Annotated in this window: 13 protein-coding genes; 4 read left to right on the forward strand and 9 right to left on the reverse strand. The window is 68.1% G+C overall.

The genetic code is table 11. From position 1 onward, the window contains the following. Positions 1-154 precede the first annotated feature (154 nt). Positions 155-1363, forward strand: coding sequence for a L,D-transpeptidase (locus ACZ7M2_RS13895; protein ID WP_471596009.1), 1209 nt, complete (start codon positions 155-157; stop codon positions 1361-1363). Positions 1364-1587: 224 nt separating this feature from the next. Continuing rightward, positions 1588-2490 carry an RNA repair domain-containing protein gene (locus ACZ7M2_RS13900; protein WP_471595416.1) on the forward strand — a complete coding sequence of 301 codons (903 nt, stop codon included), beginning with the start codon at positions 1588-1590 and terminating at the stop codon, positions 2488-2490. Positions 2491-3545: 1055 nt separating this feature from the next. Here ACZ7M2_RS13900 and ACZ7M2_RS13905 read toward each other — a convergent pair. After that, complete coding sequence (locus tag ACZ7M2_RS13905) at positions 3546-4853, reverse strand: hypothetical protein (RefSeq protein WP_471596010.1); 1308 nt, start codon at positions 4851-4853, stop codon at positions 3546-3548. Between the two features lie 619 nt (positions 4854-5472). Here ACZ7M2_RS13905 and ACZ7M2_RS13910 point away from each other — a divergent pair. Continuing rightward, positions 5473-6936 carry a hypothetical protein gene (locus ACZ7M2_RS13910; protein WP_471595417.1) on the forward strand — a complete coding sequence of 488 codons (1464 nt, stop codon included), beginning with the start codon at positions 5473-5475 and terminating at the stop codon, positions 6934-6936. Then, complete coding sequence (locus tag ACZ7M2_RS13915) at positions 6933-9590, forward strand: phospholipase D-like domain-containing protein (protein ID WP_471595418.1); 2658 nt, start codon at positions 6933-6935, stop codon at positions 9588-9590. The genes ACZ7M2_RS13910 and ACZ7M2_RS13915 overlap by 4 nt, the downstream gene beginning before the upstream one ends. Before the next feature lie 16 nt (positions 9591-9606). Here ACZ7M2_RS13915 and ACZ7M2_RS13920 read toward each other — a convergent pair whose 3' ends face one another. The 8 genes from ACZ7M2_RS13920 to ACZ7M2_RS13955 form a co-directional block, all read right to left on the reverse strand. Further along, on the reverse strand, positions 9607-10497 hold the full coding sequence (locus tag ACZ7M2_RS13920) for a DUF429 domain-containing protein (protein WP_471595419.1): 891 nt from the start codon (positions 10495-10497) through the stop codon (positions 9607-9609). A gap of 85 nt (positions 10498-10582) precedes the next feature. Then, positions 10583-11023, reverse strand: a complete 441-nt coding sequence (locus ACZ7M2_RS13925) for an NYN domain-containing protein (RefSeq protein WP_471595420.1) — start codon at positions 11021-11023, stop codon at positions 10583-10585. Positions 11024-11864: 841 nt separating this feature from the next. Beyond that, positions 11865-13625: an Hsp70 family protein gene (locus tag ACZ7M2_RS13930; RefSeq protein WP_471595421.1), complete on the reverse strand. Its 1761-nt coding sequence runs from the start codon at positions 13623-13625 to the stop codon at positions 11865-11867. Next, positions 13622-14608: a hypothetical protein gene (locus ACZ7M2_RS13935; RefSeq protein WP_471595422.1), complete on the reverse strand. Its 987-nt coding sequence runs from the start codon at positions 14606-14608 to the stop codon at positions 13622-13624. Before ACZ7M2_RS13935 ends, ACZ7M2_RS13930 begins: the two co-directional genes overlap by 4 nt. Then, positions 14605-16347, reverse strand: coding sequence for a hypothetical protein (locus tag ACZ7M2_RS13940; protein ID WP_471595423.1), 1743 nt, complete (start codon positions 16345-16347; stop codon positions 14605-14607). Before ACZ7M2_RS13940 ends, ACZ7M2_RS13935 begins: the two co-directional genes overlap by 4 nt. After that, positions 16347-21812 carry a DEAD/DEAH box helicase gene (locus ACZ7M2_RS13945; protein WP_471595424.1) on the reverse strand — a complete coding sequence of 1822 codons (5466 nt, stop codon included), beginning with the start codon at positions 21810-21812 and terminating at the stop codon, positions 16347-16349. The genes ACZ7M2_RS13940 and ACZ7M2_RS13945 overlap by 1 nt, the downstream gene beginning before the upstream one ends. Then, positions 21809-22801 carry a hypothetical protein gene (locus ACZ7M2_RS13950; RefSeq protein WP_471595425.1) on the reverse strand — a complete coding sequence of 331 codons (993 nt, stop codon included), beginning with the start codon at positions 22799-22801 and terminating at the stop codon, positions 21809-21811. The genes ACZ7M2_RS13945 and ACZ7M2_RS13950 overlap by 4 nt, the downstream gene beginning before the upstream one ends. Beyond that, positions 22798-24858: a hypothetical protein gene (locus tag ACZ7M2_RS13955; protein WP_471595426.1), complete on the reverse strand. Its 2061-nt coding sequence runs from the start codon at positions 24856-24858 to the stop codon at positions 22798-22800. Before ACZ7M2_RS13955 ends, ACZ7M2_RS13950 begins: the two co-directional genes overlap by 4 nt. Positions 24859-24915: the final 57 nt, after the last annotated feature.

Genomic DNA, 24915 nt, shown 5'->3' on the forward strand with positions numbered 1-24915 from the left:
ATTCGCCACAATTTACTCCCTCAAGTAGGGACGAATGCATAAATGTGGTTCTTTAGATCTGGTTGCACTCCTCAGGTAACCAGCTCCAGGGATTCAACGACCAGTGGCATGGGAGAAGCGTTTGATCACGGCACGTAAGCGACGCACCGGGCTGATGGCTACGGCCGGCGTACTCGGCGGCGTACTCGCACTCACGGCCCTAGGCGGCACCAGCAACGCTGCCACCAGCGACAACGGCCCGGGGAACGACCCGAAATCGCAGGCGCAGGCAGATCAGACGGGCACCCAGGACGCTTCCGATGCCCGAATAAAGATCACGCCCTGGCAAGGCACCCACAGCGTCGGGATCAACGACCCCGTCAAAGTCACCGTCAGCAACGGAAAGCTCACCAAGGTGACCATGACCGCCGTCGCGACCGGTGCCGAGGTTCCGGGCACCGTGTCCGCGGACGGGACGTCCTGGCAGCCGGACGGCCGGCTGGAGCGGGCCACCAGGTATCAGGTCACCGCGGAGGCCGAGGACGCCCAGAGCCGCTCCGTCACCGGGAACGCCACGATCACCACGGTCTCCCCGGCCAACAACTTCATCGGACACCTCTCCCCCGAGGCCGGCTCGACCGTCGGCGTGGGCATGCCGGTGACGATCAACTTCGACAAGGCGATCAGCAACAAGGCCGCCGTGGAGTCGGAGATCCAGGTCAGCTCCAGCAGCGGCCAGCAGGTCGTCGGTCACTGGCTCAACGACAACCGCCTGGACTTCCGCCCCGAGAACTACTGGAAGTCCGGCTCCACCGTCACCGTCGCGCTCAACCGCCACGGCATCCAGAAGACGGTCACGTTCAAGATCGGCCGGGGCCAGATCAGCACCGTCGACGCCAAGACGAAGCAGATGACCGTCGTACGGGACGGCAAGACGATCAAAACCATCCCGATCTCGTCCGGCAGCCCCGAGCACCCGACGTACAACGGTCAGATGGTCATCTCCGAGAAGTTCAGGCAGATCCATATGAACGGTGCGACCGTCGGCCTCACGGAGAAGGACGGCAAGCCCTCGTACGACCTCAAGGCCGTACCGCACGCCATGCGCCTGACCGACACGGGCACGTTCATCCACGGCAACTACTGGGGTGCCGACTCGGTCTTCGGCAAGGTCAACACCAGCCACGGCTGCGTGGGGCTGAAGGACGTCAGGGGCGGCGGCGATGGCAAGCAGCCTGCCGCGTGGTTCTTCGACCACTCGATGATCGGTGACGTCGTGATCATCAAGAACTCCGCGGACAAGACCAAGCTGGCCCCGGACAACGGCCTCAGCGACTGGAACATGCCGTGGAGCGAGTGGGTCGCGGGAAGCGCGACCCACTGACACCACGCGACTCCACGCACAGGAACCTGGCCCCCTTCCGCCACGGTCGCCCTCTGAACCCGTCGCCGCCTCCGATCGCCGATACGAGACGACCCGTCTCGGCATACAACACCGGCTCCGTCATGCACCGCACCTGATCCGTCACGGTACGAGTGGGGCAACCGTCCAGGGCAGGGTGAGCGGCACCCTGGAGGAGAAGGTGTGACGGCGGGAGAGGAGGCGTGATGCGAACCAGTGACGAGATCTATCACCGGGTCCGCTGGGACCCGCGGTTCGCCCCGGCCCGGTTCGTACTGGGGATCAGACAGCGCGGGGATGCCACCCAACGCATCCCGCTGCCTTCCTTCGTGCCCGGGGGCGACATCCCCTGGCACCGGGTGGTGTTCATCGAGGCGGACGGCGAGGTGATCTGGGACCGGTCCACGGGTGTGGACCGCATCGACGCGTCGGGCGCCGGCCGGGTGCGGGACCCGCAAGCGGGCCTGGGCTTCGGCGGGGGCGAACCCGTCGGCGTCCTCGGCGTGTCCCCGACGGCCGACACGGCGGTGGCCTGGATCCCGCCCGCGGAACTGTGGCCGCCGATCCAGGACATCCGCCGGGATTACGATCCGCAGATCCACCGCTGGCCGCCGCACGCCAATGTGCTCTTCGGCTTCGTGCCGGAGCCCGACTTCGAGCGGGCCGCCCCGCTGCTCGCCGCGGCGATGGCCCGGACGCCGGTCTTCACCGCCCGGCTGGACGGGCTACGCACCTTCCGGCACAGGGCGTACTTCACCGTGTGGCTCGACCCGACAGCAGCCGGCGAGGCGCCGTGGACGGACCTGCACCGCGTACTGCAGCAGCGGTTCCCGCGCTGTCGTGGGCCCGCCGAGAAGTTCACCCCGCATCTGTCCCTGGGCCGGACCCGGGATCCGCGGCGAGTCAGCGCCGACTGCGCCGCCCGGCTCGACGCCACAACGGCGACCGTCTGGGAACTCGTCCTGCTCTCACGCAAAGGCCACGGGCCGATGCGGCCACGAGCCACGGTCGCCCTGCGCACCGGCGACGTCCGCTGGCTGCCCGCACCCGGCCCCGATGCGCCGGACCCGGAGGACACCGCATGGCTCTCCGAGATCAACGACAGGTAAGGCCACAGCCAGGTGGGGCAAAGCGCCACCAAGGATTCAGGTCGCATGGGCGGAGCATTCGAGCCACCGCTGACGAGCATGCCCTGCAGGCGGATCCACTCCACCAGCCCGGACCCGCACAGCAGTTGGCCCGATCGCTGAGCCACCATAGTCACGGTCAGGCACACACAGGGTCTCAGCCAGTGCACCGCGCACCGCGCACGTCACCTGCGAGGTCTTCGACAGCACCGCGAAGAGGCTCCGGCCACGTCACGCGGGACGGCAAGTGCGTCCGGGCGGAACTGGAGCTGCCACCCGGATTCCATGGCCCCGTGGCCCAAGTACCCGGATGGCGCGGCGGGTCGGTGGTCGGCCGACCCATGCGCGAGGGGAGGCATCGGAGTGGCAACGGCGCGTGACGTCACGCTGCCACCGAAGGGCTGTCTCCGGCGAGACGATCAGGTCCAGCTGCCGCAGCGTGGGCCTGGGCGGCCGGTGGAGAAGTGCAGCAAGGAAAGCACGATCCGCCGGGGCGACCCGTGGCCTGTCGATCTGCCGCTACATGACAGCGAGTTGGTGGCTGAGCGTCAATTTCTCGATCTTCTTGTCCGCATCGCTCACCGGCGACGCGCTCCGGCCGACGCTCACAAGAAAGGCCCGCTCTACGAAGCCCTGGGCATCATCATCAGCTACGAACACGCAACAAGGACCGCAACCGTAAGGTTGAGGCCCTCGTCATCGTGTCGTCAGTGGTTGTGGGACGTTCACGAGATCCTTTGACCAGCCGCAACAGGGCTAATTGATGTTGAGGTTCCCGCGAGACGCAAGATCATCCCCCGAGAATATGCACACGCAATTGTTTTGACATGCACGCACTCTCTGCGTCTCACAGCCCGCACAGGCAGCATAAGCTGGAGAGTCCCATGCCCGATTGCACCTTGGACCAAGCTGGGCCGGTCGCGAAAGGCCAACATCACCCTCAGTTACGTCGACCGCGTGGCCGTAGGGCCACCATCGCGTTCGAGGTTTCGGGCAGCCCCGCACCACGCAGCACGTGAGTGCGAGCGCGCCTACGCCTACGCGGACAGCGCAGGGAACACGACCACCGAGCCGTCCTTGTTGCGGGCAATCTCAATCGCCACGTCTGTCGTGCGGCTGTTGACCATGACGCCGTCGCCCAGCTTGCGAATCCGGTTTGCCGCTCGCATCAGGCGATCGACTTCACCGGTCGTGAAGACGGGCCACAGACCTTGCGGACCTGCCAGCTCCAGCGCCGACAAGCGTTCCAGGACACCGGCAATGCTCCACTCCAGTTCGTCGAGGCGCTGCTGGTCGCGCTTGAGTTCGCGGGTGAAGTTCTCGAACAAGTTGTCAGGGTTGTCCTGGGCATGCTCGACAGCCTGCAGGACGACGACCCGCCTCTTCAGCGCAATGGCCAGGGCAGCGAGTTCGAGGTGGGCGCGGAACATGCCGCCATGCTCGTCGACGCCGGGGAACGACTTGGCCAGCATGCTGATCTCGACGGACTTGCCCTCGGGCAGCTTGTCGAGTGCGCTCTGCCACCGGGCAAGGCGGCGGTCAGCGGCGCCCAACGCCGTGTTGATGGCGTGCACTGCCGAGTCCAGTCCCAGGGAGACTCCGAGCTTGCCCTGGTCAAGCAGAACGGCGGTGGCTTTGTCGATGGCATCGCGGCAGCCGTCGAGTTCGCTGTGTTCATCTTCGAGCTTCTGCTCGTGCAGCTGCTCCAGCAGTTCTGTGATGTGTTCGATAGCCTGCTGGCGCTTGTAGTCGGCATGCGCGCTCATGCCCACCGCTACGGCCATGAGCATGAGCGGCGCGGCCACCGTGAGCGCCGCGCTGCCGGCGGCCGCGACGCCGGCTGTCGCACCGGCTCCGCCGACCGCGCCGGCTGCCGCCGCTTTACCGACTGGCACGAAGGTCGCATTGGCGGCGATGCCCGTCGAGTTCATGAGTGCACTGTGGATGCCACCGGCCGCCGCCTTCGACGCCATCGGGCGAACGATGCCCTGACCGAACTGGGCGGCGACCTTCGCTGGCACCACCATGCGATACAGGTTTTCGCCGGCTGCGGTCGCCCTGGCCGCCGTAAGGGAAGTTCGCGTCGATTGCGTGATGAACTGTGACAGGTGCTGCGCTAGGGGACTCGCGGCATCGAGTGGGATACCTCGGCTGCAGTCGAGCTTGTCGGGCCGCGGATGCACCTCAAGTGTGGCGATCGGCGCTGCGGCCAGGGCGGCCAGCACACCACGCAGCTCAGCCAGGCGCTCAGCCGTCATCGCCTCGCCTCCGGCCATTGCCGGCACCCGGACGTCACCGGTCGCCAGCGTCCACACCGGAACGACTGCCTTGCGATCGTCAGTCATCGTCTCCCCCTTGTTTTCCAACAACAGCCTACGGATGACGTCCGACAAGAACGGCATGAACCTCGTGTATGCAGCTACGGCGCCCCTCACCTGCAATGCTGGCCGGGACCGGCGGCTCGTGGTGCGGGCCGACGAGACCCATTGGGCACGCGGGAATCGCACGCTGCGAAAGATCGCGGACCTCCGGCGGCCGCGTAGCAGCCTCAGAGTCGCCCTCACCACAGCGCTCCCGCAGGGCATCTGGGATCCGGGAACTTGCAACCGCCCTGGATGTAGACGGCATAGCGGAGCCCGTTAATGCGCTGTCTGTCGTCGCTGCCCCATGGGGTTCGTGAATCGATCGCCTGCGTCAGCATCGAACTCAACTCGGGGGTTGCCGAAAGCCAAGTCGTGGACGGCCTTGAGGCGAGATCGGGCGCGTCCCGGCAACTTCCCGAATCCAGTCGACCGTACTGGCCTCTCGTCCGAAATCAACATCTATTCTGAGGCAGGGTCTGGTAGCTCCTGCCGATGCAACGCTCCGGCAGCCGACAAGGGGTGGCAAGTGACAGCGGATGTCCGTGGGCCGGCATGGGCACTCGAGGGATTGGGTGCGCGGTCCGGGCGCTATCCCCTGGCGGTGGAGGGCCCGGTGATGCGGGCGGTGGACCGGCTGGTTCCTGGAGTGTCCACGGTGACCCGCTACATCCGTTACCACTCGCTGTATGCGGCGATCGCGGCGCAGGCGGAACGGAACGCGTGGGACATCACCGCGTGCCGCCGGGCGGTCCGCCGCAGCGAGGTCCTGCTGGCGGCGCTCCAGCACCACACGGAGACAGAACCGGCGTGGCTTGCCCACGGGGTCGATCGGGTGCGGCGTTTCTGCACAGAGGAACTGGAACTCGCGAGAGCCGCCGACGAGGAGCAGCTGAGCCAGTCGTACTCCCCCCGCCGCTGGGGCTTTTGGGACCAGTACGGCGGACCCGCCACGGTGCTCGGCACCGTGGACGTCCGGGCCGGAGTGCTCAGACCCGGCCGGCACCCGTGCCCTCCCGCGGTCAAGGAGCTCTTCGCACCTCTGCTGTCTCTCGCGGAGCGGGACGTCGTGCCCGTCGCCGCCCTGGAGACAGCGGGGCAGGCGGCTCTTGGCGTCCCGAGTCCGGCAGAGCGGGAATGGCTGACGGACGTGCTGACCGCAACTCGCGGTGGAGGAACCCACGCGCAGGGGGACTGGGAGGCGTCCGACCGCACTCGGCGTGCGACCCTCCGTATCCTCGGCCGGGCGATCGATCTCCACGGTCATGAGGGCCACGGGTATCAGGAGACGCTGCGCTCCGCGGTCGCCTTCGGCGGCGAGGCGACAACGGATCCCGTTCTGGCGGCGATTCCCGAGACGGCCGGTTGGCGGGGAGTGCTGCTGCGCCATTACTCCGTCGGCGCCTGGCGTCGGCTGTGGGCGGCACTGGTGGCCGGTGTCGGCTCCAAGGACGGCGAGGCCGACCGGTCGGCCGAGGAACTGCGCGGCTGGCTGGCGCAACAGGCCCCGAATGCGAATGTACGGCGGGTCCTGAACGACCTGCCTCCGCTCAAGAACGCGGCAGGTCAGTTGTTGCCGGTCGAACGGCAACTCCTGACGCAGGGTGCCGATGCCCCGATGACCAATCTGCTGCTCCTGATGGTGGGTGCGCTGCGCTCCCGGGAGGGTCATCTACCAGACGACGTACGGGCCGTCTTCCTGGGCCGTCAGCGGCGCTGGGCCGAGTTCCTCGACCCGACGTGGGTCGACGGCCTCATCGACGACTACGCCGACCGGCCGGTCCGCGACCTGGCCGCTCGGCTGGTGGACGACATGCTCGCCCAGTCCCGCAGAGTCGCCCTCGCGAAGCTGCGCACCGACCTCGCGACCGGCGGGCTGAAGATCTTCTCCCGTCTGCACCTTCGCAACGAGCGTTATTTCAAGACCGGTGACGAAGGAGACTCCGACATCGGCACCCGCATCCCCCAACTGGGCTCCCTGGCAGTGCAGCTGGGGCTTTTCGCGGTCCGCGACAACTGCCACACCGTCACCGCGGAGGGACGGCGAATCCTGGAGACAAACCCATGAGCGCGGCACAGCACACCCGGTTCGCATCCCCCGTCACGCTGCTGAGAGAGTGGAGCGAACGCAGCGAGCAGCAGGCGCTGCACGAAGCACTCTTCCTCGGTTTCACAGTCGATCTCCCCTTCCTGGAGAAGGTCGCCATACCCGTCGCCCGTGGCCTGGGTGCCCGCACCGCGGTGATCGGTGATGCGGCCCAAGGGCTGTACGACCCGGTCGATGTGCGCATGGCCGGCCGCAGTTATCTGCACGGCCTGGCCTCCTGCCAGCGTGCGTTCCACCCCAAGGTCGTCCTTCTGATCGGAGAACACGCCTGCCGGCTCGCAGTGGGTTCGGGTAACCCGACGCTGTCCGGCTGGGGTGCCAACGACGAACTGTGGACGGTGGTGGAAACCGAGGACGACGACTCCCACGCGCTCTTGGCCGACCTCGCCGACTGGTTGGACGCACTGCCCTCCGCCGTGGAACTGGCCCCTTGGTCGGCGAGTCATCTGGCGGAACTGGCTGCCCTTCTGACCGAGCGGCATGTCAACGCCCCGGCCGGACCGGAAACCGGTGCCCGGCTTCTGCACAACCTCCAGGAGAGTCTGCTGGACCAACTGCCGCTCGGTCCTGTCGACGAACTGCACGCGTACGCCCCGTTCGTCGACGAGGCCGGTCATGCCCTCAGCGGGCTGCTCGGCCGTCTGACACCCCGCCGCACCATCCTCGGGCTCCAGCCTCGCTGGTCGAGCTACGACGCCGGAGCGATCAAGAGGGCACTCGGCGGCTTCGACGCGCAGATCCGTTTCCTCGAGGAGACTCGGATGCGGCACGGCAAATTCGTCGAGTGGCAGGCTGGCGGCCGCCGATACGCTCTCACCGGGAGCCCGAATCTCACCCGCGCCGCGCTGTGCACCAGCACCCGGGACGGCGGCAACTGCGAGCTCGCCGTACTCGCCGCCGACACCGCGCCGCTGCTTCCCGAGCAGGGGCGCATCACCTCACTCGCGAGCCTAACGGGCCGCACCATCCGGCCCTTCCAGTCCACCGGTCACACGCTCGTCCTGCTGGGCGCGAAGACGGACAGTGAAGGCCTGCACGTCTCTCTGGCGCACCCCCAGCCCCTGCCCGTGGTGATCAGCACGTCTCCGGACGGTTCACCGGGTTCCTGGACACGGACCGGAACCATTCCGGCGGGGGCGGCGGCCTGCTCCTTCCCGCTGCCCGAGGTTCCTGGTGCGGCGGTTCGCGCCACGTGCGCCCGTCCTGACGGCACCACAGCCGAATCCGCCGTCGTCTTCGTGTACAGCCCCGTGCACTGCGCACGGCGCCACAGCGCCGACAGCGTTCCCCGGCTGAGATACGACTACACGGCGCAGACCCTGTTCGCCGACGAGCGTGCCGCACGCCGTTTCGAAACCGATCTGCTGCGCCTGCGCGAACTCACCGCCGGAACGTCCGCTCCCCGGGTGAGCCCGGCGGGAGACACGACAACGGGCTCGGTGACATCGAGCGGCGTCGACCGCTGGGACGCCTACCTCGCCGACTGCCGCCGGATGATCGGGGCGCCGTTGACGGATCTGGCGTTCGGCACCTCGCCGCTCGACCTGCCGCAGGCACCCTCGTCGCGGTGGATCGTGTCGGCGGTCACCCTTGGCGTGCGGGAGGAGGACGACGAAGAGCACGAGGACGAGACGGAGGAGGTGGACCTCCCCACCACGAGCGCGCCGCTCGCCCCGTACGTCGCGCCAGAGCAGCGTGCCCGTTGTCGCGCCTGGGCCCAGCGCTGGGTCGCCGCGCTCACGGGCCCTGACGGTTCAGCCGCAGCACCGGTTCCGGTCCGGCTGCTCGTGGCCAGCCTGTACGTCCAGCTCCTGGCCGCCGGAGTCTGGGACGAGCAAGACCAGAGCTGGCGCGACGGACTCAGCCGCCTCCTCGAAGCACTCCGTTCCGAGGACCTGGCGGGCGAGGCGGACCACGATGCGCCGCCCGAGACCCGGCGACGGCTGGACGCGGTGGCGGCCGTGGTGATGACACTGCTCGTCCAGGACGCCACCTTCACCGGCGGCGGCGAGCACGACGTACTCGCGGCCCGCGCCTGGCACGGCGGCAAGGCGATGATCGCGCGTGCCGAGCCCGCCGAGGCGGAGGACCTGATGATCCCGCCGGAGCGGGCGCTCGCCCGCGTCGCGCCCTGGAGCGAGGTGGACAGACTCATCGCCCTGGCGCAGGAAGACGACCCCTACGCGGAGGCGATAGAGGGGCTCACCGCGGCCGGCTGGTCGGTCGCGTGCGAGGACGGGCTCTGGGAGATCACGGGCTCCTTCGGCAATCCACTTCCGGTCGTGGCCAAGGCGGCCGAACGACTCGGGCGGCAGCACGCCGACGGCGTGCTCGTGCGAGCTCGCAGCAAGAACCGCTGGGCCTTCATGGCATGGGCGGACCCCTACCTGGTCCTGCTGAATCCCCCGGCACGCGTCTGGTTCACCTACCAGGTACGCCCCCCTGCCACACCGGAATCACGGTTCAGCGGCGGCGATCTTTCCGCGGTACCCGGCCGCGTCGGTTCCCCGGCCCCGCTGCAGAAGGGCCCGCCGGAAGCTCTCAGGAAGATTCTCGCCGAAGTAGGTCTCACCTACCCGGAGTTGGTCAGTCGCCTGTTCACACTCGACACGTGACGGGGAAGGAAAGCGATCAGTGCCGTGAGGCCACCGGCGACGGAACGTCGAGCGGCTGATTTCCCTCGATTGACCTCGTCTCACCGTCACGCCGCTGCTCAAGGCGGGCAGGCGCGATGATGGTGGGAGCCTGTCCGGGAGGCAGGGAGTTGTCCGCTCCGAGCACTTGGCAGCGCGCCAGTCCGTGCCGGTACCACAGTGCCGCCGTCCACGCACAGAGCAGCGCGTCGATGAGGTCCTCCCGGTGCTTGTAGTCAGCCGCCTTCTGAGGTGAGGGCTCGGAGAGCAGTTGACGGGAGACCGGGTGGGAGGAGAGCAGGAGGGGCGGATCGGCGGTGGCCAGGCCCGCCATGTGCCCGATTAGCGTGTCGCACTCCGCCGCCCGTACCGCTCGCCACTGTGCCGTCGGAACTCGTGCCGGTCGGCGCTTGTACGTGGGGCGTTCCTGGTCGAAGCCCAGCTCGGCGGCTCCGACCAGGGTCGTGTACGGATAGCACTCGGAGAAGACCAGACCGCCTGCCGGCGGCCCGCCCCTGCCGTCGTCGTAGGACCAGCCCGACTCCTCCAGCCGTTCCCGCAGCAGCACTCCGGCCTGTCGGGGAGAGCTCTGATTGGTACTGTTCGCGCTCACCTTCCAACGGCCGTACCGCCGGCCGACCTCCCGCTCGCAGGGCCGCTGGCCGGCCAGGTTGTCGACGACCAGCGGTGCGTCGACGAATGCCAGGGTCGATCCGTCGACGGCTGTCCTGGCCAGCCACGACATCGTCTCGTCGAGGCCGCGGGTCCAGCCGCATTCGATCACGACGCCGTGCCCGTCGATGGTAGCCACGCCTGTTTCATTGGGCTTGGTGCGGGCTCCGCCCTGCGCCCAGGCGAGGTCGATGCCTATGAACCGTTCGATTCCCATGCAGCCGTGGTACCAGAGAACCCGCCTCTGATGTGAAGCGGGCCTCTTCCCTGCCGATCAGCCGGGGCCGCACCGGCCGAGGTGTTCATCTCTTGTAGCGCGCGATGTTGTTGAGCGGCGGGATCCGTGAGCTGAACACCCAGACCCCTTGGGAGAGCGTCGCGCCGAGCATGCGCCCGGAGGTTCGCAGCCAGGGGTTGGAGGCTTGGAGCGACGCGAAGTTGTCGTTCGAGACGATGACCCCGTCCACGGCGTGGGCAATGTCGACGACCAGTGCGTCTCCACGTCCCTCGGTACCCGCCGGCGGCTGCACCACCTGGCGTGCGTCGATCGCTGCCTGCACGGCCACTCGCTCCTCCTCGGCCACGTCGTGGCGGAGCGTCGCGTCGACGACGACGTGAATGTCCTGGTTGGGATAGCGGCGCTGTAGGGCGGCGACGCCCTGTTCCAGGATGGCGAAACGCGGTCGGCCACCGGCGGCCCGGCTGGCGCTGGAGATCCAGGCGAGGTTCGAGCCGTCGACCACCAGCGGACGGTTGTCCGCCGTGGCGGCGAGGCGCGCCAGGACCTCCGGGAGGCCTTGCCGCGCTTCGAGCCTGCCTGCGCCGGGGGGACGTCGGGCTTGGTCCGATGAGGATGCGTGGGCAGCGGGGCGCTGCGATGGGGTGCCCCGCGCAGGGACATCAGGTGAGCCAGCTCTTTCTCGACCTCGGGTGATGCCCCGGTCGTGCCGAAGCTCGACATCGGTTCGTTGAGAACGACCTCGCCTGTTTTGACGAGCGTCGCCTTGACTTCGAGCAACCCTTCCTTGGTGTAGGTGTAGTCGAGTTCGAACGTTCCGTCCTGCGCTGAGCACCGTCTCTTGTATTCAAGGGTGAGTACGGTGAGCCGGACATTGTCCGGGTGGTCGACCGGCTTGTCCGAGTCGCCCTCCCACGCCTCGACCTGGAGAGACGCCAGGTTGTCCTTCGTCGGCGTGTACGACTTCTTGCGGATCTGTGGAAGCGGCTGGTTCCGCGGGATGATGGTGCTGAAGCTGCGCCGGCCACCACGCTCGGTCGTCACCGTGCCCAGCGCATGGGAGTTGACCACCTGGACGATGCTGTCGAGTTCGCCGTTCAGGGAAGCGGCCGCGATCGCGTCATCGATCTCGTCTCTCCACCACTGGCCTCATCGGTCATCTCGTGCTGCCAGAGGACTTGGAGGAGGTCGAGGTGGTCCAGTTTTCGAGCCGTGGGCCCGGGCGAGGCGGGCGTGCAGACCCGCGGCGGCCATAGACGGGATCCACCAGCCCCCCGCTATCTGCCGCAGCAGTGGAGCGAGCTACTGGCGCGCCCGGAAATCACCCACCAGAGTCCAGAGGCTGGTCAAAGTCCCCCCGTCACGACGCCCTGCGGCTCGCCGTTGACCGTGACGGCCGTATCGGCCTCCACCATGCGCACAGACATGTCGATCGGTGCGGGGCGGGCGTTGGCTGATTCAGCTGCCGAGAGGTGTTGGACGTTGGAGGAGCCGTCGGCGAACGGGCGGACAGTGTGGGCCAAAAGACGGGTCAGTTCATCATCGAGCCCAGCCTGCAGTGGGGTCCCGTCGGGGCCGAAGGAATCGATCTCGCGCTCGGCGAGCTGCTTGCCGGTGGCCGCGTGGGTGGCGGTGAAGCGCAGGATGCCGCTCTCGTTGTAGCGGAACTTGATCTCGATCTTGTTCCGGCGGATGTCCTGTTCGCGGGCCGGGAGATCCACCTCGATGTTGGCCAGGGGAAAGGCACGGTCGCTGTCGGCCGGGTAGCCGACCTCGCCCTCGATCACCGGCACGCGCACGAAGGAAGCGCCCGGCGTGTCCGGGTAGAAGTTGCCCGAACCCTCCGCGGGGAGCGTGGCATTGCGTCGGATGATGGCGCGAAAACCCTTCTGTTCACCCGCGCTCACAGCCGTGCCCAGGTCGTAGCTGGTGACCAAGGAGAAGTCTCTGTCATCGCCGAGTTCGCCGTCGAGGGAGGCCGCGTAGATGGCCGCGCCTCGGGCAACGGCGGTCATGGGTCGGCACAGGCCGCTGTCCACGATGCGATCGTGGCCGAGAAGCTCACCCAGGGCATGACGCACCTGGGGGATCTGCGAGGTGCCGCCGATCATCAGGACGGAGTCGATGTCGTCCGAGGTGATGGCCAGATCTTCCAGAGCCTGCTGGACCGGCTCCAGGGCGCGGGTGATGAGCGAAGTGATCGCCTCGGTGTACTCGGCCGCGGTGATCCTGACCTCACGCCTCGAGATCGAGGGGGCGAGGCCGATCGGGAGGTCGAAGAAGAGCGCGCCGTCCACTGGCACGGAGGACAGGGCGATCTTCGTCAGCTCGACCGACCGGCGCCACCGGCGTCGTTCAGCCTTGGTGAGCCGGTCCGCGGTCAGGCCGATCTTCTGCTGGATCAGCTGGGCCAGCGCGTTGTCGAACTCCAGGCCTCCGAGGGCGGTGATGCCACGGGAGGTCTGCTCCTCGAAGAGGCCGTCGTCGTATTCGAGGACGGTGACGTCGATGGTTCCGCCGCCCCAGTCGAAGACGAGGAAGCGGCCGGGGATCGGGACGTCGTGGGCGTACGAGATCGCGGCCGCGGTGGGCTCGTTGAGCAGGGCCCGGACTTTCACTCCGCCGAGCGCTGCCGCGGCACGGGTGCGGTAGCGGGCGCCACCCGTGGCGTTGGCGGGGACCGTGACGACCGCGTCGGAGAGGTCGAGCAGCTGGGCGGAGACGCCTTCCTTCATCCGGCTGAAGAGGGAGGCGGCCGCGACCGTGCTGTGGAACTTCTCCGAGCCGACCCAGACGTGGTGCTCCTCGAGCTGGGCTGCGACCTCTAGACCGTCGGTGTCGCCGTCCTTCTCGGCACCGGAGCGGGTGCCGAGCATGCGCTTCACAGCGTCGAGCGGCTCGCTGGTGCCAGTCTTCGCCTCCCAGCCGAAGCAGAGGGTGCGCTGGAGGTCGCGGACGGACAGCGCGGAGGGGAAGAGCTGCTCGAACTCCGACATCCGCCACTGGGCGGGCACGTTGTCGCCGTCGACCGGCAGCACTTCGGTGGTGTGCCCGTTCCAGCGAGCAACAACCGAGTTACTCGTACCGAAGTCGATACCAAAACTCATCGCGTGCCTCTCTGGTTCATCTGCTTGCTGGCCGCAGCACGCAGCGACTGCCTATAACTCGTTGTCTTCGGCACGCGCCCACCTGTCGTCGCATCCGGTGAACCAGACGTAGACCAGGCACCGCCACGCGATCCCTCCTCGAGAATCTCCCTGGTTGGCGAATCCCCAGGCTCCTGTTGAACGCCAGGCGCCTGACCCCGATGAACCTTCTTCTCGTGCGGAGAATCACCAGGATCCCCATTGAGGCCTTTCCTCTGCTTTTTAGCTGCCTCCGTATGCGTGGCCCTGCGCTTCTGCCCCGGCTTCGCCTTCTCCGCTGCAGGTACCGGCAATGGATTCTTGGGAAGGGCTTTGAGCCATCCACGCTCAACAAGCTTTCCAGATTCACTGTCCACATAAGCCGGTGCTGCAACTTCGTATACAACCGGTCCACGGCTCATAGCCCCAGGTGGATCTTCCACTACATTGAACTGTGAATGATCATCGGCCTTCCAGATAATCTCCAGGCCTGCCCGCGACAACTCATGGTCGATTCGCGCCAATACCACCCTAAGACTCTTGGACTCCAAGGTCTGACGATGAATAGCAGCCAACTGGGCCAAATGCACTTGACGGGTCCTCATCCCTTCCATCACACCGCTCCGTACAGAATCGGCAATTTGAGGAAGGACACGTCTCATCAACTCGGACCGGATGACGCCGGCAGGATCACTCTCTGCCCCGTTACCCTCAAGAAGGGCACCCAAGGTCTCAGCTACGCGCTCCAGCTCCTCCTCCACCACAGGCAGGAGTGCTTCATTGATGGACTTGAGAATCGCCGGCGCATCCAGGGCTCCTGCAGCAATCTTAGGAATGTCGCTAGCAGTGAACTTCCAAGGTTGCATATCAGCTGATTTGAGTTCGTCGTTGCTGGAATACGGTTCCTGCCCAGCAAAGGATGCACGCTTTTTCCGGGCTTCGCGCGCCCTGCGACTTCCAGTCATGATGTGCTGCTCTCTGGGTCTTCAAGGGCTGCGGGGTCTTCAGCAGCCGGGGAAAGGTGTTCTGTCGCCCTGGTGATTATTTCTCGGGCCGCCTCGGTACGAGACCACTCGCGGTCGCTGTCCGTGGGCGGCTTGGTGAGCCTCTGCAGAGGCTCGGGCGGGAGTTCCAGCCGGTGGCTCGTGCCGGTGGGGTCCTTCCAGCGGTGTGGGGCGAGCGGGACGGCGAACCAGGGTACTTCCTGCTGCTCCCGCTCGGCCTTCTCGATCATGTCCTTGGCGCGGTTGATCCGGACGCGGCCGCTGTCGTCGAGTTCCTTCCTCAGGGCTCGCCAGGCCTTCTTCCAGTCGTCCGCCCCGTCGGGCACGCCGAGCACCAGATAAGGGTTGAGCGGCTGGTCGCGTTCTCCGCTGGGCCGGTCTTCCAGGAAACCCCGATTCTTCCGCAGCATGGCTACGGCACCTCCGCCGAGCTGGTCCCGCACCGGGGGACGGCCTTCGGCGTCCTGCTCCAGGAGTTTGAGGGACTCCGTCATCTCCTGGCCCGCGCGCAAGTAGGCCTGGACGTTCTGGGCCTCCCAGCGCGCCGGCTGCGAGTGGTGCCGGATCCTTGCGGCCATGGTGAGCGCCGCCTTCCTCCGCTGTTCCGCCGTCTCGTCGTCCCCGCGGAGGAGGGCACGGTGCATCTGCCGCACGGCTCTGATCAGGGTCCGGACGTCGATCCAGCCGTTGAACTTCTTGTTGCTCGCGCTGCGCAAGCGGGGGTGGATGCGCTCCAGGAGGACCCACAGCCTCTCGTCGGCGACGAGGTCGTCCGGGACTTCCCCGGTCCGCCGCACCTCGCGCAGGGCGTCCAGGAGCTTCTGCGTCGGCGGCAGGAGGTCGGTCCACTCCTCGGCGATGGCCTTCGCGTCGTTGGCCTGCAGCCTCACCAGCAGGCGCCAGTCCTGCGGCCAGTCACGGCCGGGTTCCGTTCCCGGGCCGGCTTCCCGGCGTTCCCGTTCCAGGGGCCAGGCCAACAGGTCCATCTCCTCGTCGGTGAGGGACGCCGGGTCCAGGCGGGCGCGGAAGTAGGCGGCACGGGAGGTGCCGTCGCGCTCAGGGACCGCGCCGATCCACTCCTCGTCGATGTAGTCGTCGAGAAGCGGCCGGGGAAGCTTCGCGAGGAGAGCCCTCTGCCGAGGGGCCGGCAGGTTGGTCTCCAGCAGGCGACGGTCGTCCTGGTAGATCTGCCACATGCTGCCCGGCTCCCCCAGGAGTGGCAGCGGCTTGTCCTCCAGCAGGGCGCGGGCGCGTTCGTGGAGGCGGCCGTTGAAGACGTCCAACCCGTGGTCTTGTGCCATGACGAGCAGGGAGACGCCCGAGACCGGGTCGTCCTGCCGGGACGCCGAATCGGCCGCGGCTCGCGCCAGCTTCTGCGCGGAGAGCGTTCCGGTCTTCGCCTCCAGAGCGTGGGGCAGCACGATTTCAGCGAAGGAGCAGGCGCGCTCCCAGGCCTCCCGGTCGGCGAATCCTTCCGGGACGGGCTCAGGCATGACCGGTTCCGGCGCCGGTTGCTTCTGCGGCGGAACGACCGGAGCGGGGCTGCCGACGGCTTCCGCGGCCTCCGGAGCTTCTCCGACGGTCCGACCCTGGGCGCGGGCCTGGCGAAGGGCGAGGCGGCGGGCTATCTCGCGCTGCCGCAGCTCCTCCAGTCGGGCCTGCTCGTCCTGGCCCGCCCCCAGTGGGTTTCCTGCCGTCATCAGAGCTCCTCCGCGAAGATGTGCGCTTGCTCGATCACCGCGGCAGGGGTCCGGTCCAGGCTGTAGGAGTCGGCGAAGGCGATCCTGTTGGCGAGACCACCGGCACGGACCTCGTTACGCATAGCTCGGAGCCGTTCGTTCCCGCACTCCTCGCTGGCGGACTCCAGCGGATGCTTGACGGCGACCGCGACGGGCTCGCCGGTGAAGTCCGAGGTGAAGAGCGCCACAGGTCCGGCAGCGGTCTCCTTCAGGCTGACGTTGGGCTCCTCGTCCGCCCAACCCTTCAGCAGGACGGCGTGCTCGCCCGGATCGACCTGCAGTTTCCGGCCGCGCAGGGCGTCGGTCAGGTCGCGAGCGAGCCGCCAGTCGTACAGCGGGTGGAGGCGCATGTTGGAGTAGTCGCGCAGGCAGGCGTAGCAGGAACTGCGGCAGTTCTGCGCATGATGGTCGGCCTCCAGGTCGTGCACGTACCGGTCCACCGCCTGGAGGAACTCCTCGATGTGTTCCTCCGAACCGAGGTAGGTGCTGAAGCCCGCGCCGTTGTCGAGGCTGTCCGCCAGGTAAGCCATGACGGGAGCGGCCACCGGGGCGTCCGAGCCGTGGATGCCGCTGAGGAGCTCCTCCGGCTGCACGTCCAAGTGCGGGGCGGCGGCACGGCGCAGCAAGGCCGCCAGCGAGTACCAGGCGGCGCGCCGGCCGTGGTAGGCCTCGGGGAAACCGTCTATCTGCTGGGACTTCGAGATGTCGAAGCGGAGGCCCCGGATCGTGTCAAGGGCGTCCTTGGCCCCGATGAAGAGCATGTCGGTGTGCTGGGTGGCGCCGAGGGCGATCTCCAGGTCGGCTTCCGCCTTGGGGTGGTCCAGAGCGACGTATCCGCGCCACGGGCCGGTGTTTTTGACGAACCGGAAGAGCTTACCGGCGTTGGTGTTGACGATGTAGCGGTCGCCGCTGCCGGTGTGGACGACCATCCAGTCGTCGGCGGCACGGTGGATGCGCGGGGCGGTCTTCTCCAGGTCGGTGGCGGTCCGTGCGCTGGTGGCGTTGGAGCCGAGCTCCCGGTAGCCGTCGTAGTCCCGTGCTTCGTGGGCAGCCCGGAAGCCTGCGGGCTCCCGAAAGGGGACGGCCTTGTAGTACTTGCTCTCCGCGCCGCAGGCAGGGCAAGTGCCGGCGCTCCCGGTTTCCGGGTCGACAGCAGCCTTCGGGTCCACGTGAGAGCAGATCCGGCACATGGCGACCAACTGTTCCGGTCCGAACGGGTCCTCGGCTGCCTGTACTCCGCGACCACTCGGGACGAGGGAGACCACTCCCCTGGCGCGGAGCAGACGGCCGTCCTGCGGGGTTTCGCTGCCCGGAGCGAACTTGCTGAGGGCGACGGCCAGATCGCGGTTGACGGAGTCGGCCGGGGGCCAGGGGAAGGTCTTCTGCGGGATGCTCCGGTAGAGGAGGCGGGAGCGGGTCGGGAAGCCGAACATGGGCAGGAGACCCGCCTCTGCCAGACGCTGGCTGAGGTCGGAGTGGCCGACCGTCCGGTCTGCCACCTCGTCGACCTGGCCGAGGAGTTCGTCGACGGCGGCCACCGGATCGATGGCGCCGATGCTCTCCGGTGTTCCAGCCCGGAGGGCGACGGCAGCGGCTCTGATGCGGTCCGAGTGCGCCGCGATCCAGCGGCGAACGGCGTCGCGATGCATCGGCCAGTCGGCGGCGAGACCGAACTGTCCGTGGACGTTGGCCGTCATGTCCGGCCCCTTCCGTCGCTCCTCGGGCTGCAGGGGCTCGAATGCCTGGCGCAGGACCTCTCCCAGCAGGACCCGCCGGAAGACGGAGACCATGCCGAGGACCAGGTAGGGCGGCGGAGTCGGGTCGTTGGTGATGGCTTCCGGGCGGGCGAAGTAGTGCTCGTCGTGACTGCGGCCACGGCAGACGGTGAGGGCCACGGCGACCGGGCTGTTGCGTCGGCCTGCGCGCCCCACCCGCTGCTGGTAGTTGAAGCGGGTGGGCGGCATGTTGGCCATGATCACGGTGTTGAGGGGGCCGATGTCGACACCGGCCTCCATGGTCGTGGTCACGGAGAGCAGTTCCAGGCCGTCCGCCTGCGGGACGTCGTTGTCGCCGAGGAAGACGTCCTGGAAGAGGCTCTGCCGGCGCTGGGCCTCCAGCCGGTCCGTCTGGCCGGTCAGCTCCGCGGTACGCAGGGGGAAGTCACCGGTGCGGTGGGCGGCCTTCCATGCGTAGTAGTCGTCTTCAAGGACTCCGCTGTACTGCTGGGGCACGGCGGGCAGTGGAGTCAGGCACTTGGTGCACACCCCCGCGCCCGGGTGAAGGTGTGGCCGGTGGCAGGAGCTGCACGTCCAGGTCTTGTTCTCGCCGGGGCGGAGCGCCACCTTCTCCGGCTTGATGACGTAGTCGACCACGGCGTCCTTCCAGACGCCGAGCACCTGGTCCTCAATCGTCTGCAGATTGGTGCCCTGACGTTCGGCGATCTGCTTCCAGAAACGCTTCAAAGGCGCAGGCGGCCTCTGCAGAGAGGCACGTATCCGGGTGAAGCGCCGCATCAAGCCGAGAATCCGCAGACTGGCACGCGCCACGGCCTGATCACCGTCCAGGCCGATCTCTACAGGCGAGCGGTCGTCGCGCAGGCAGAGCCAGCCGAGTCCGAGCGATTCGAAGTCACGGCCGCCACCGGAGAAGAGGCTTCCGATGGTCTCGAGGCGGAGGCGGGAGCGGATGCGGTTGAGCAGTTCCTCCTGTGCCTGGGTCTCCGCCACCGCTTCCCTGTCCCGCTCCCAGTTGTAGAGCGCGGTCCAGGGCTGTCCGGCCGAGGTCTGCTGGAGTGAGGCCGCGGGACCAGCGGGATTGGTGCCGTAATTCAGCAGCATGCCTTCGAGGTCGGAGGCGAGGTCATCCAGCGAGGGAAGTTCGGAGAACTTCCGCTCCAGGTCGGGCAGGAGTTCCGGTTCCGCGTCGAGGTCGTCGGCAAGGATTGCCTTCAAGCGCCCCCAGTCCGCCGGGTTGCGGTCCCGCAGCCGTTCCATGGCGGCACGGGCGCCCTCACGATCAACCGGCTCCCCGGCATAGTGAGCCTTCACCAGCTGAAGGTCTCCGAACGGATCCCCCTGATTCTCGACGGCCTGGGCGCTGAGCAGGCGGAGAAGGTCCTGGTGGTGGCGGAGGGCAAGACCACTGGCGAGCTCGGAAGCGTCGTCGCGGCTGTCGGAGAAGGCGATCGCCTTGCGCCGGCCGTCGGGAAGGTGGCCGAGGGCTTCAGTCACCAGCACCTGGTTGATCTTGTAGAAACCGGTGCGCATCCGCCGGACCGGCGCGTTGCGCAGCCGGTCAGGAGATTCCAGCGGGATGAAGCGGCCGTCCCTGTCGTACTTGATCTCCCAGTCGTCGCCGCAGGCGGGGCAACGGGTGGGGAAGGACTGCAGCCGGGCCGGGTCGTAGGCCGGCTTCTTGCTCTCCTTGTCCAGGGGCACGGAGATGTGGAATGACCATCCGGTGTGCTGGACGTCCCGATTCTCCAGGCGGCCGGTGGCAGGCTGATAGGCGCTGCGGCGGAACTCGAACTCGACCTGCGGTCCGCCGTCCGACAGGCCCGCGTGCCAGCTGGGGTCGTCGAGTCCGAGGCCTTTGGTGCGCGGCCAGTACACGACGTAGTTCGCCGCCGTGGGTGCGCCGCTGGCCTCGTCGGGGAGCAGGTCCAAGTCCGGGAAGTCGGTGTGGAGAGCACCGGTGAACTTACGCCGCTGAGTGTCCTTGGGGCTGGCGTACCCGCCAAGCATGAGGTCGCCGCAGGCCTGGCAGGAGAGAAGCTCCAGTACGCGGGCGCCGCAGGCGCAGCGGGAGGTGGGCTCGGCGAAGAGCCGGCCGACTCGCCGTTCGGAGCCGTGCTCCACGGGGATATCGGGGCACTGCGGGTCGGAGCAGGCCCAGATGCCCTCGATGTTCCGGAAGAAGAAGTGGGCACGAAGCTGGGGAAGTTCGGGGTCCTGGGCGGAGCCGAGTATGCGCAGAACGCCGTGGAGAGCGTCGTGGCGCTGTTCCTCGGGGACGTCCGGGAAGAGGTTCTTCGCCAGTTCGGGGGCGGGCAGAGCACGAGGCTTGCCGCCGGGAGTGAGTGCGCGATGGAGCGCCGGGCCGAGGCCGGTCTCCCGGGCCAGGGCGACGGCTTTGTCCTGGGTGACGGAGGCCTTCGCGGCTTGTGCGAGTCGTTCGGTGTGTGCGGCCAGGTCGCCCTCGCCGCGGATCTCCTCCGCCTTTCCAGGAATGATCACGCGCCGGGAGCCGGGCAGGGCGAAGAACCCGTCGAGGAACTCGTCGTCCCGGCCGGCCTCCAGGGAGGCGGAGGCGGCGAGCACACGCAGCTTCTCGGGGTTCTTGTCGAGGCCGAGGCGGTGGCGGAGGTTGCGCAGCAGGTAGGCCACCTCGGTGCCGGCCGTGCCGCGGTACATGTGGAGTTCGTCGAGGATCAGGGTGAGGCGGGCGTCCGGGGTCTCCTCCAGCCACTTCCTCGTGGCGCGGAAGATGTGCTCCTCCTGCTTGCGGAGCAGCATGATGTTCAGCATCGAGTAGTTGGTGACCATGATGTCCGGCGGCGCGGCCTGCATGTCCCAGCGGGCGTGCATCTCCGCTCCGCCGAGGCGCGGGATGAAGGGCTGTAGCTCCTCGCTGAGCTTCTCGTCGGCCTTGCGCTGCCGCTCCTGGACTTCCCTCAGGTACTGCCGGAGACGGAAGTTCGCCGGCTCGGAATCGCGGCTGCCGGAGACTGGGGTGGCTCCGGTGTAGCGGCCGAAGTAGAAGCGGTGTCCGTTGCGCTTCCGGTCCAGCCATGCGTGCGCCTCGCGGCTGTCCAGCGACTTCCGGAGCCGGACCAACTGGTCGTCGGCGAGGGCGTTGGTGGGGTAGAGAATCAGCACACGCATGGCGGCAGGGTGCCCGTGCTCGCTCTGTCGGCTGGGCACGTAGTCGCCGTCTTCCTGCCACCATTCCCGCTGCACCGCACGGGTGCCCTGCCAGTGGGCGGACTCGGCGACCAGGTCGGCGAGGACCGGCAGCAGGAAGGACTCCGTCTTACCGGAACCGGTGCCTGCCGTGACAACGAAGTCCTTGCCCTCGCCGGCTGCGACCAGGGCATCGTGCTGATGCTGGTAGAGGCTGGTCACGCCGCGGGGCAGCGTGAAGCGGGCGAACTCGGCCGCGTCGGGGTGCGCCCCTGCTTCGGCGAAGGACTCCGCGATGGTGACGCCCCGGGAGACATACTGCGGGCGCAGCTCGATCAGCGGGTCGCGCCAGGCCCCGTTGTCCCGGTCCAGGAGGTTGCGCCGTTCCTCCATGACGGAACGATCATCGACGCTGAACGGGGTGTCGTAGTAGCGGAAGAGTGCGCTGCGCAGGTCGTCGAAAGTGCCCATGACGTCCTGGACGTCGGTGTTCGTCAACGCCGCCGTCTGCTGTTCGACGCTCACTTGGTCCTCCCGCCGGTGGCCGCCACCAGTCGCGGCATAGTCTCCAGGTTCTGCTGCAGTGCGGCCGCGATCGCCTCGGCGAGCGCCCTCGGCACGTTGTCGTACGCGCGGGCCTGCGTCTGCTTGCCCACCGAGGGCGGGAAGCCGCTGCACAGGACGGCCGCGCGCTCGTGCAGGGCGGGCAGGGGCGCGTACCGGTCGACGATAAGTCGGCCGATGCCGGCGCGGCCCTTGCCGGATTCCGGCCGCCAGCGCATCGCGCCGGTGCGGTGGCGGGCGAGCTCCAGGTAGATGCCCGTCTCGCGTTCCACTGCGTGGAAGACGCCGTCGCGGCGGACACGGGTCAGGCGTGCGTAGTCGGCTCCGCGCCACCGGTACAGGCCGTCCTCGTCGTCCCTTGCCACGGGGACGAACCGTTGGAGGCGCAGCTCGTACTTCTCCAGCGTGTTGGCGGTGCTCCCACCGGGCGGTGCGGACTCGGGGCCCAGCGCCGCCTGCGGAAGCATCTCCGTCAACTGCAGAGCTGCGCAGGGAACGTAGCGGGCCCCGAGGAACTCCGCAGCTTCGTGCAGGGTCCGCGGGTCCTCGTACTGGAACAGGAGGGTGTCGGGCAGCGGGGCCTCACCGGCCTCCGGCCGGTGAGGGACGGTGATCAGCTCCATCCACTCCTGTGCCGCCTCCTCGACGCGCGTGCTGATCTGCGCGGTGCGCGCACCGGTCAGCAACGCGAGGCCGTCGGCATGGGGCAGCCTGGTCAGCACCGACGGGGCCACCGACCAGCGGTCGGCGCGCAGGCCCACATCGACGAAGCCGAGGGCGGCGGCCTTGCGCATCCAGTCCCAGTCGGCGTACTCCTTCAGCTCCAGGCCCCATGCCTGGGCCTGGCTGCGGACCCCGTCGCGCAGTGCGGACGCCTTGCCGCTGCGGCTCTCGCTCAGCCAGCGCAGGAGGATCCCACCGAACTCGTTGCTCCTCATCGGTACCGTCATCGGTCGAGCTCCTTCGCTGCCTGCACGTACGCGGCCCACGAGGGTTCGACGGACACCTGCTGGGCGTTGAGGACGGCGCGGGCCCAGGCCCGCGGGTTGCCGGCACTCTTCGGCTTCGGCGTTCCGCGGTTCACCGGGCGGCCCTTCCAGCGTCCGCTCCGCCGCTCCAGGAGCCAGCCACCGATGCCGTGGAAGTCGGCCTCGAAGCGGAGCGGGGCGGGGGTGTCGGGGAGACGTTCCGTCCACCAGCCCGGTTGCTCAGGGGCCTCCAACGTCCACAGCCGTCCGTCGGCTGCCGCGAACAGCACCTCGTCCGCGTCTCGACGGCACAACTCCATGACGGCTGCCGCGTCCTGGGTGGTGGCGCTCGTGCAGTCGGCGCCAGTGATGCCGGTCGGCAGGGTCTGCTCGACGAGGAGGGAGGGTGACTCCGAGGCCTTGCCGTCCACGACGGTGAAGCCGCAGACCTTGGTCATCTTCGGCTCGACGACGGCCTGGTCCACGGTGGCGAAGTCGATCTCCACGCCTGCGTAGCTCACCGTGTGGCGGCCCGGCTCCAGCCGGAGCACGGCCAGGGAGACGGGGCGGCCCGCGACGATCGCCTTCCTGAGCTCGGGCCGCTCCTTTCCGTCGATCAGGAGGGTGCCCGTGCCCTCCGTGGCGTCCGGGAGGACCACCTGGGGCTCGCCTCCCCGCAGGTACAAGTGGAAATCGAGTGAAGGCGCGAGCTTCAGTCCGCCCTCAAAGCGGAGCTTGAACTGGGCCGGGGGCTGCAGGAGGCCGACCGCGCCCTGGACCTCCTGGAGCGCCCGGCGCAGAGTGAGCGCGTCGTCGAAGGTGACGGGCTTGTGCAAGGACCAGCCCTGCGGCACCCAGGCCAGCTTGCTGGTGTCGGCGCTCCGGCCCGTGGTCGCGGCCTTGTCCAGCAGCCGCTGCACGTCCCGCTGCGCGGTCGGTGCGGCGAGCACCACGTGTGCCTCTCCCGGGCGGAAGCCGTCGGTGCCGGCCCAGACACCGAGCACGTCGTCCCGTGCGAGCACCAGGACGGAGCAGGAGGGGCGGCTGAGCACCAGGTTGTCCCCGTCGCGGCGGATTCCCCTGGCGAGGCTGTCCGCGCTCGGGGCGGACAGGCCCGTCACCTCGTAGTAGGCAGTGTCGCCAAGCTGCTCGAGGACGACGCCGCCCTTGAACTCAATGCGCTTCTTCTGCTCCACGGACCGCAGGCGCGCCACCCAACTGAGACGCCCCGCGTCCAGCCGCACCAGGAGTTCGGCCCGGGTGACACCGGTGGGCACCAGCTCGTCCGAACCGTCCCAGGAAGCGGCGTAGTTGCCGATCAGCTTGGCGAGGAAGGAGCGGAACTCCTCCTCCTGCACAGCGTTGCGGAAGCCCTTGGAGAAGTGCCGCTCCACGCCCCGGATCTCGATCTGGGCCAGCAGAGTCTCCCCCGGCAGGGGCCAGGTCGTGCCGTGCTCTCGCAACGACCGGAAGAACTTCGGCATGAAGGACCGGTCCGCGCCGCTGAGGAGCGCCTGAGACTGGGCGAACCCGATCATGCTGCGGTTGGAGGGCAGGTCGGCGGGGGCGGGAATGGTGCAGATGCCCCGCGCCCCCTTCTGGCTGTGCTGCCAGGAGGCCAGCACCTGCCACATGCGGGAGATGGGCTCGTAGTGGTGGCTGCCCAGTTGCTTCTCGTCGCCGGTCAGCAGCTCGGAGAAGCGGGCGTGGTAGGCGGTGGCCCGGTGGTTCCGGTCGTTCATCATCCGGGACGCGGCCATCACCGAGCAGGCCAGCAGCGGCAGGAAGACGGGCACGCCGTCCTTGTCCTGCTGCCGCTTGCGCCAGCGGTAGTCCTCCAGCGCGCTGTACGGGTCCGCGGTGCCCAGCCGCAGGAACCTGCCCACGCACGCGGCGAGAGGCTCCTCCATGCCGTATCCGTGCCAGAGCTCCTGCTCCACGTCGTTGTCGACGTAGAACAGCGTCGGGTGGCCGGCGTGCTGCCGTCCGAAGAACTCTTCGGCCAGCACTTCCTGCCATGCCTGATAAGAATGGTCCACTCTGTCCCCAAAAGAGAGGTTACGATGCCCCGTTCGTGAAATCCCCCGGGCATGGAA

Source organism: Streptomyces sp. NPDC111507 (genome assembly GCF_055638955.1).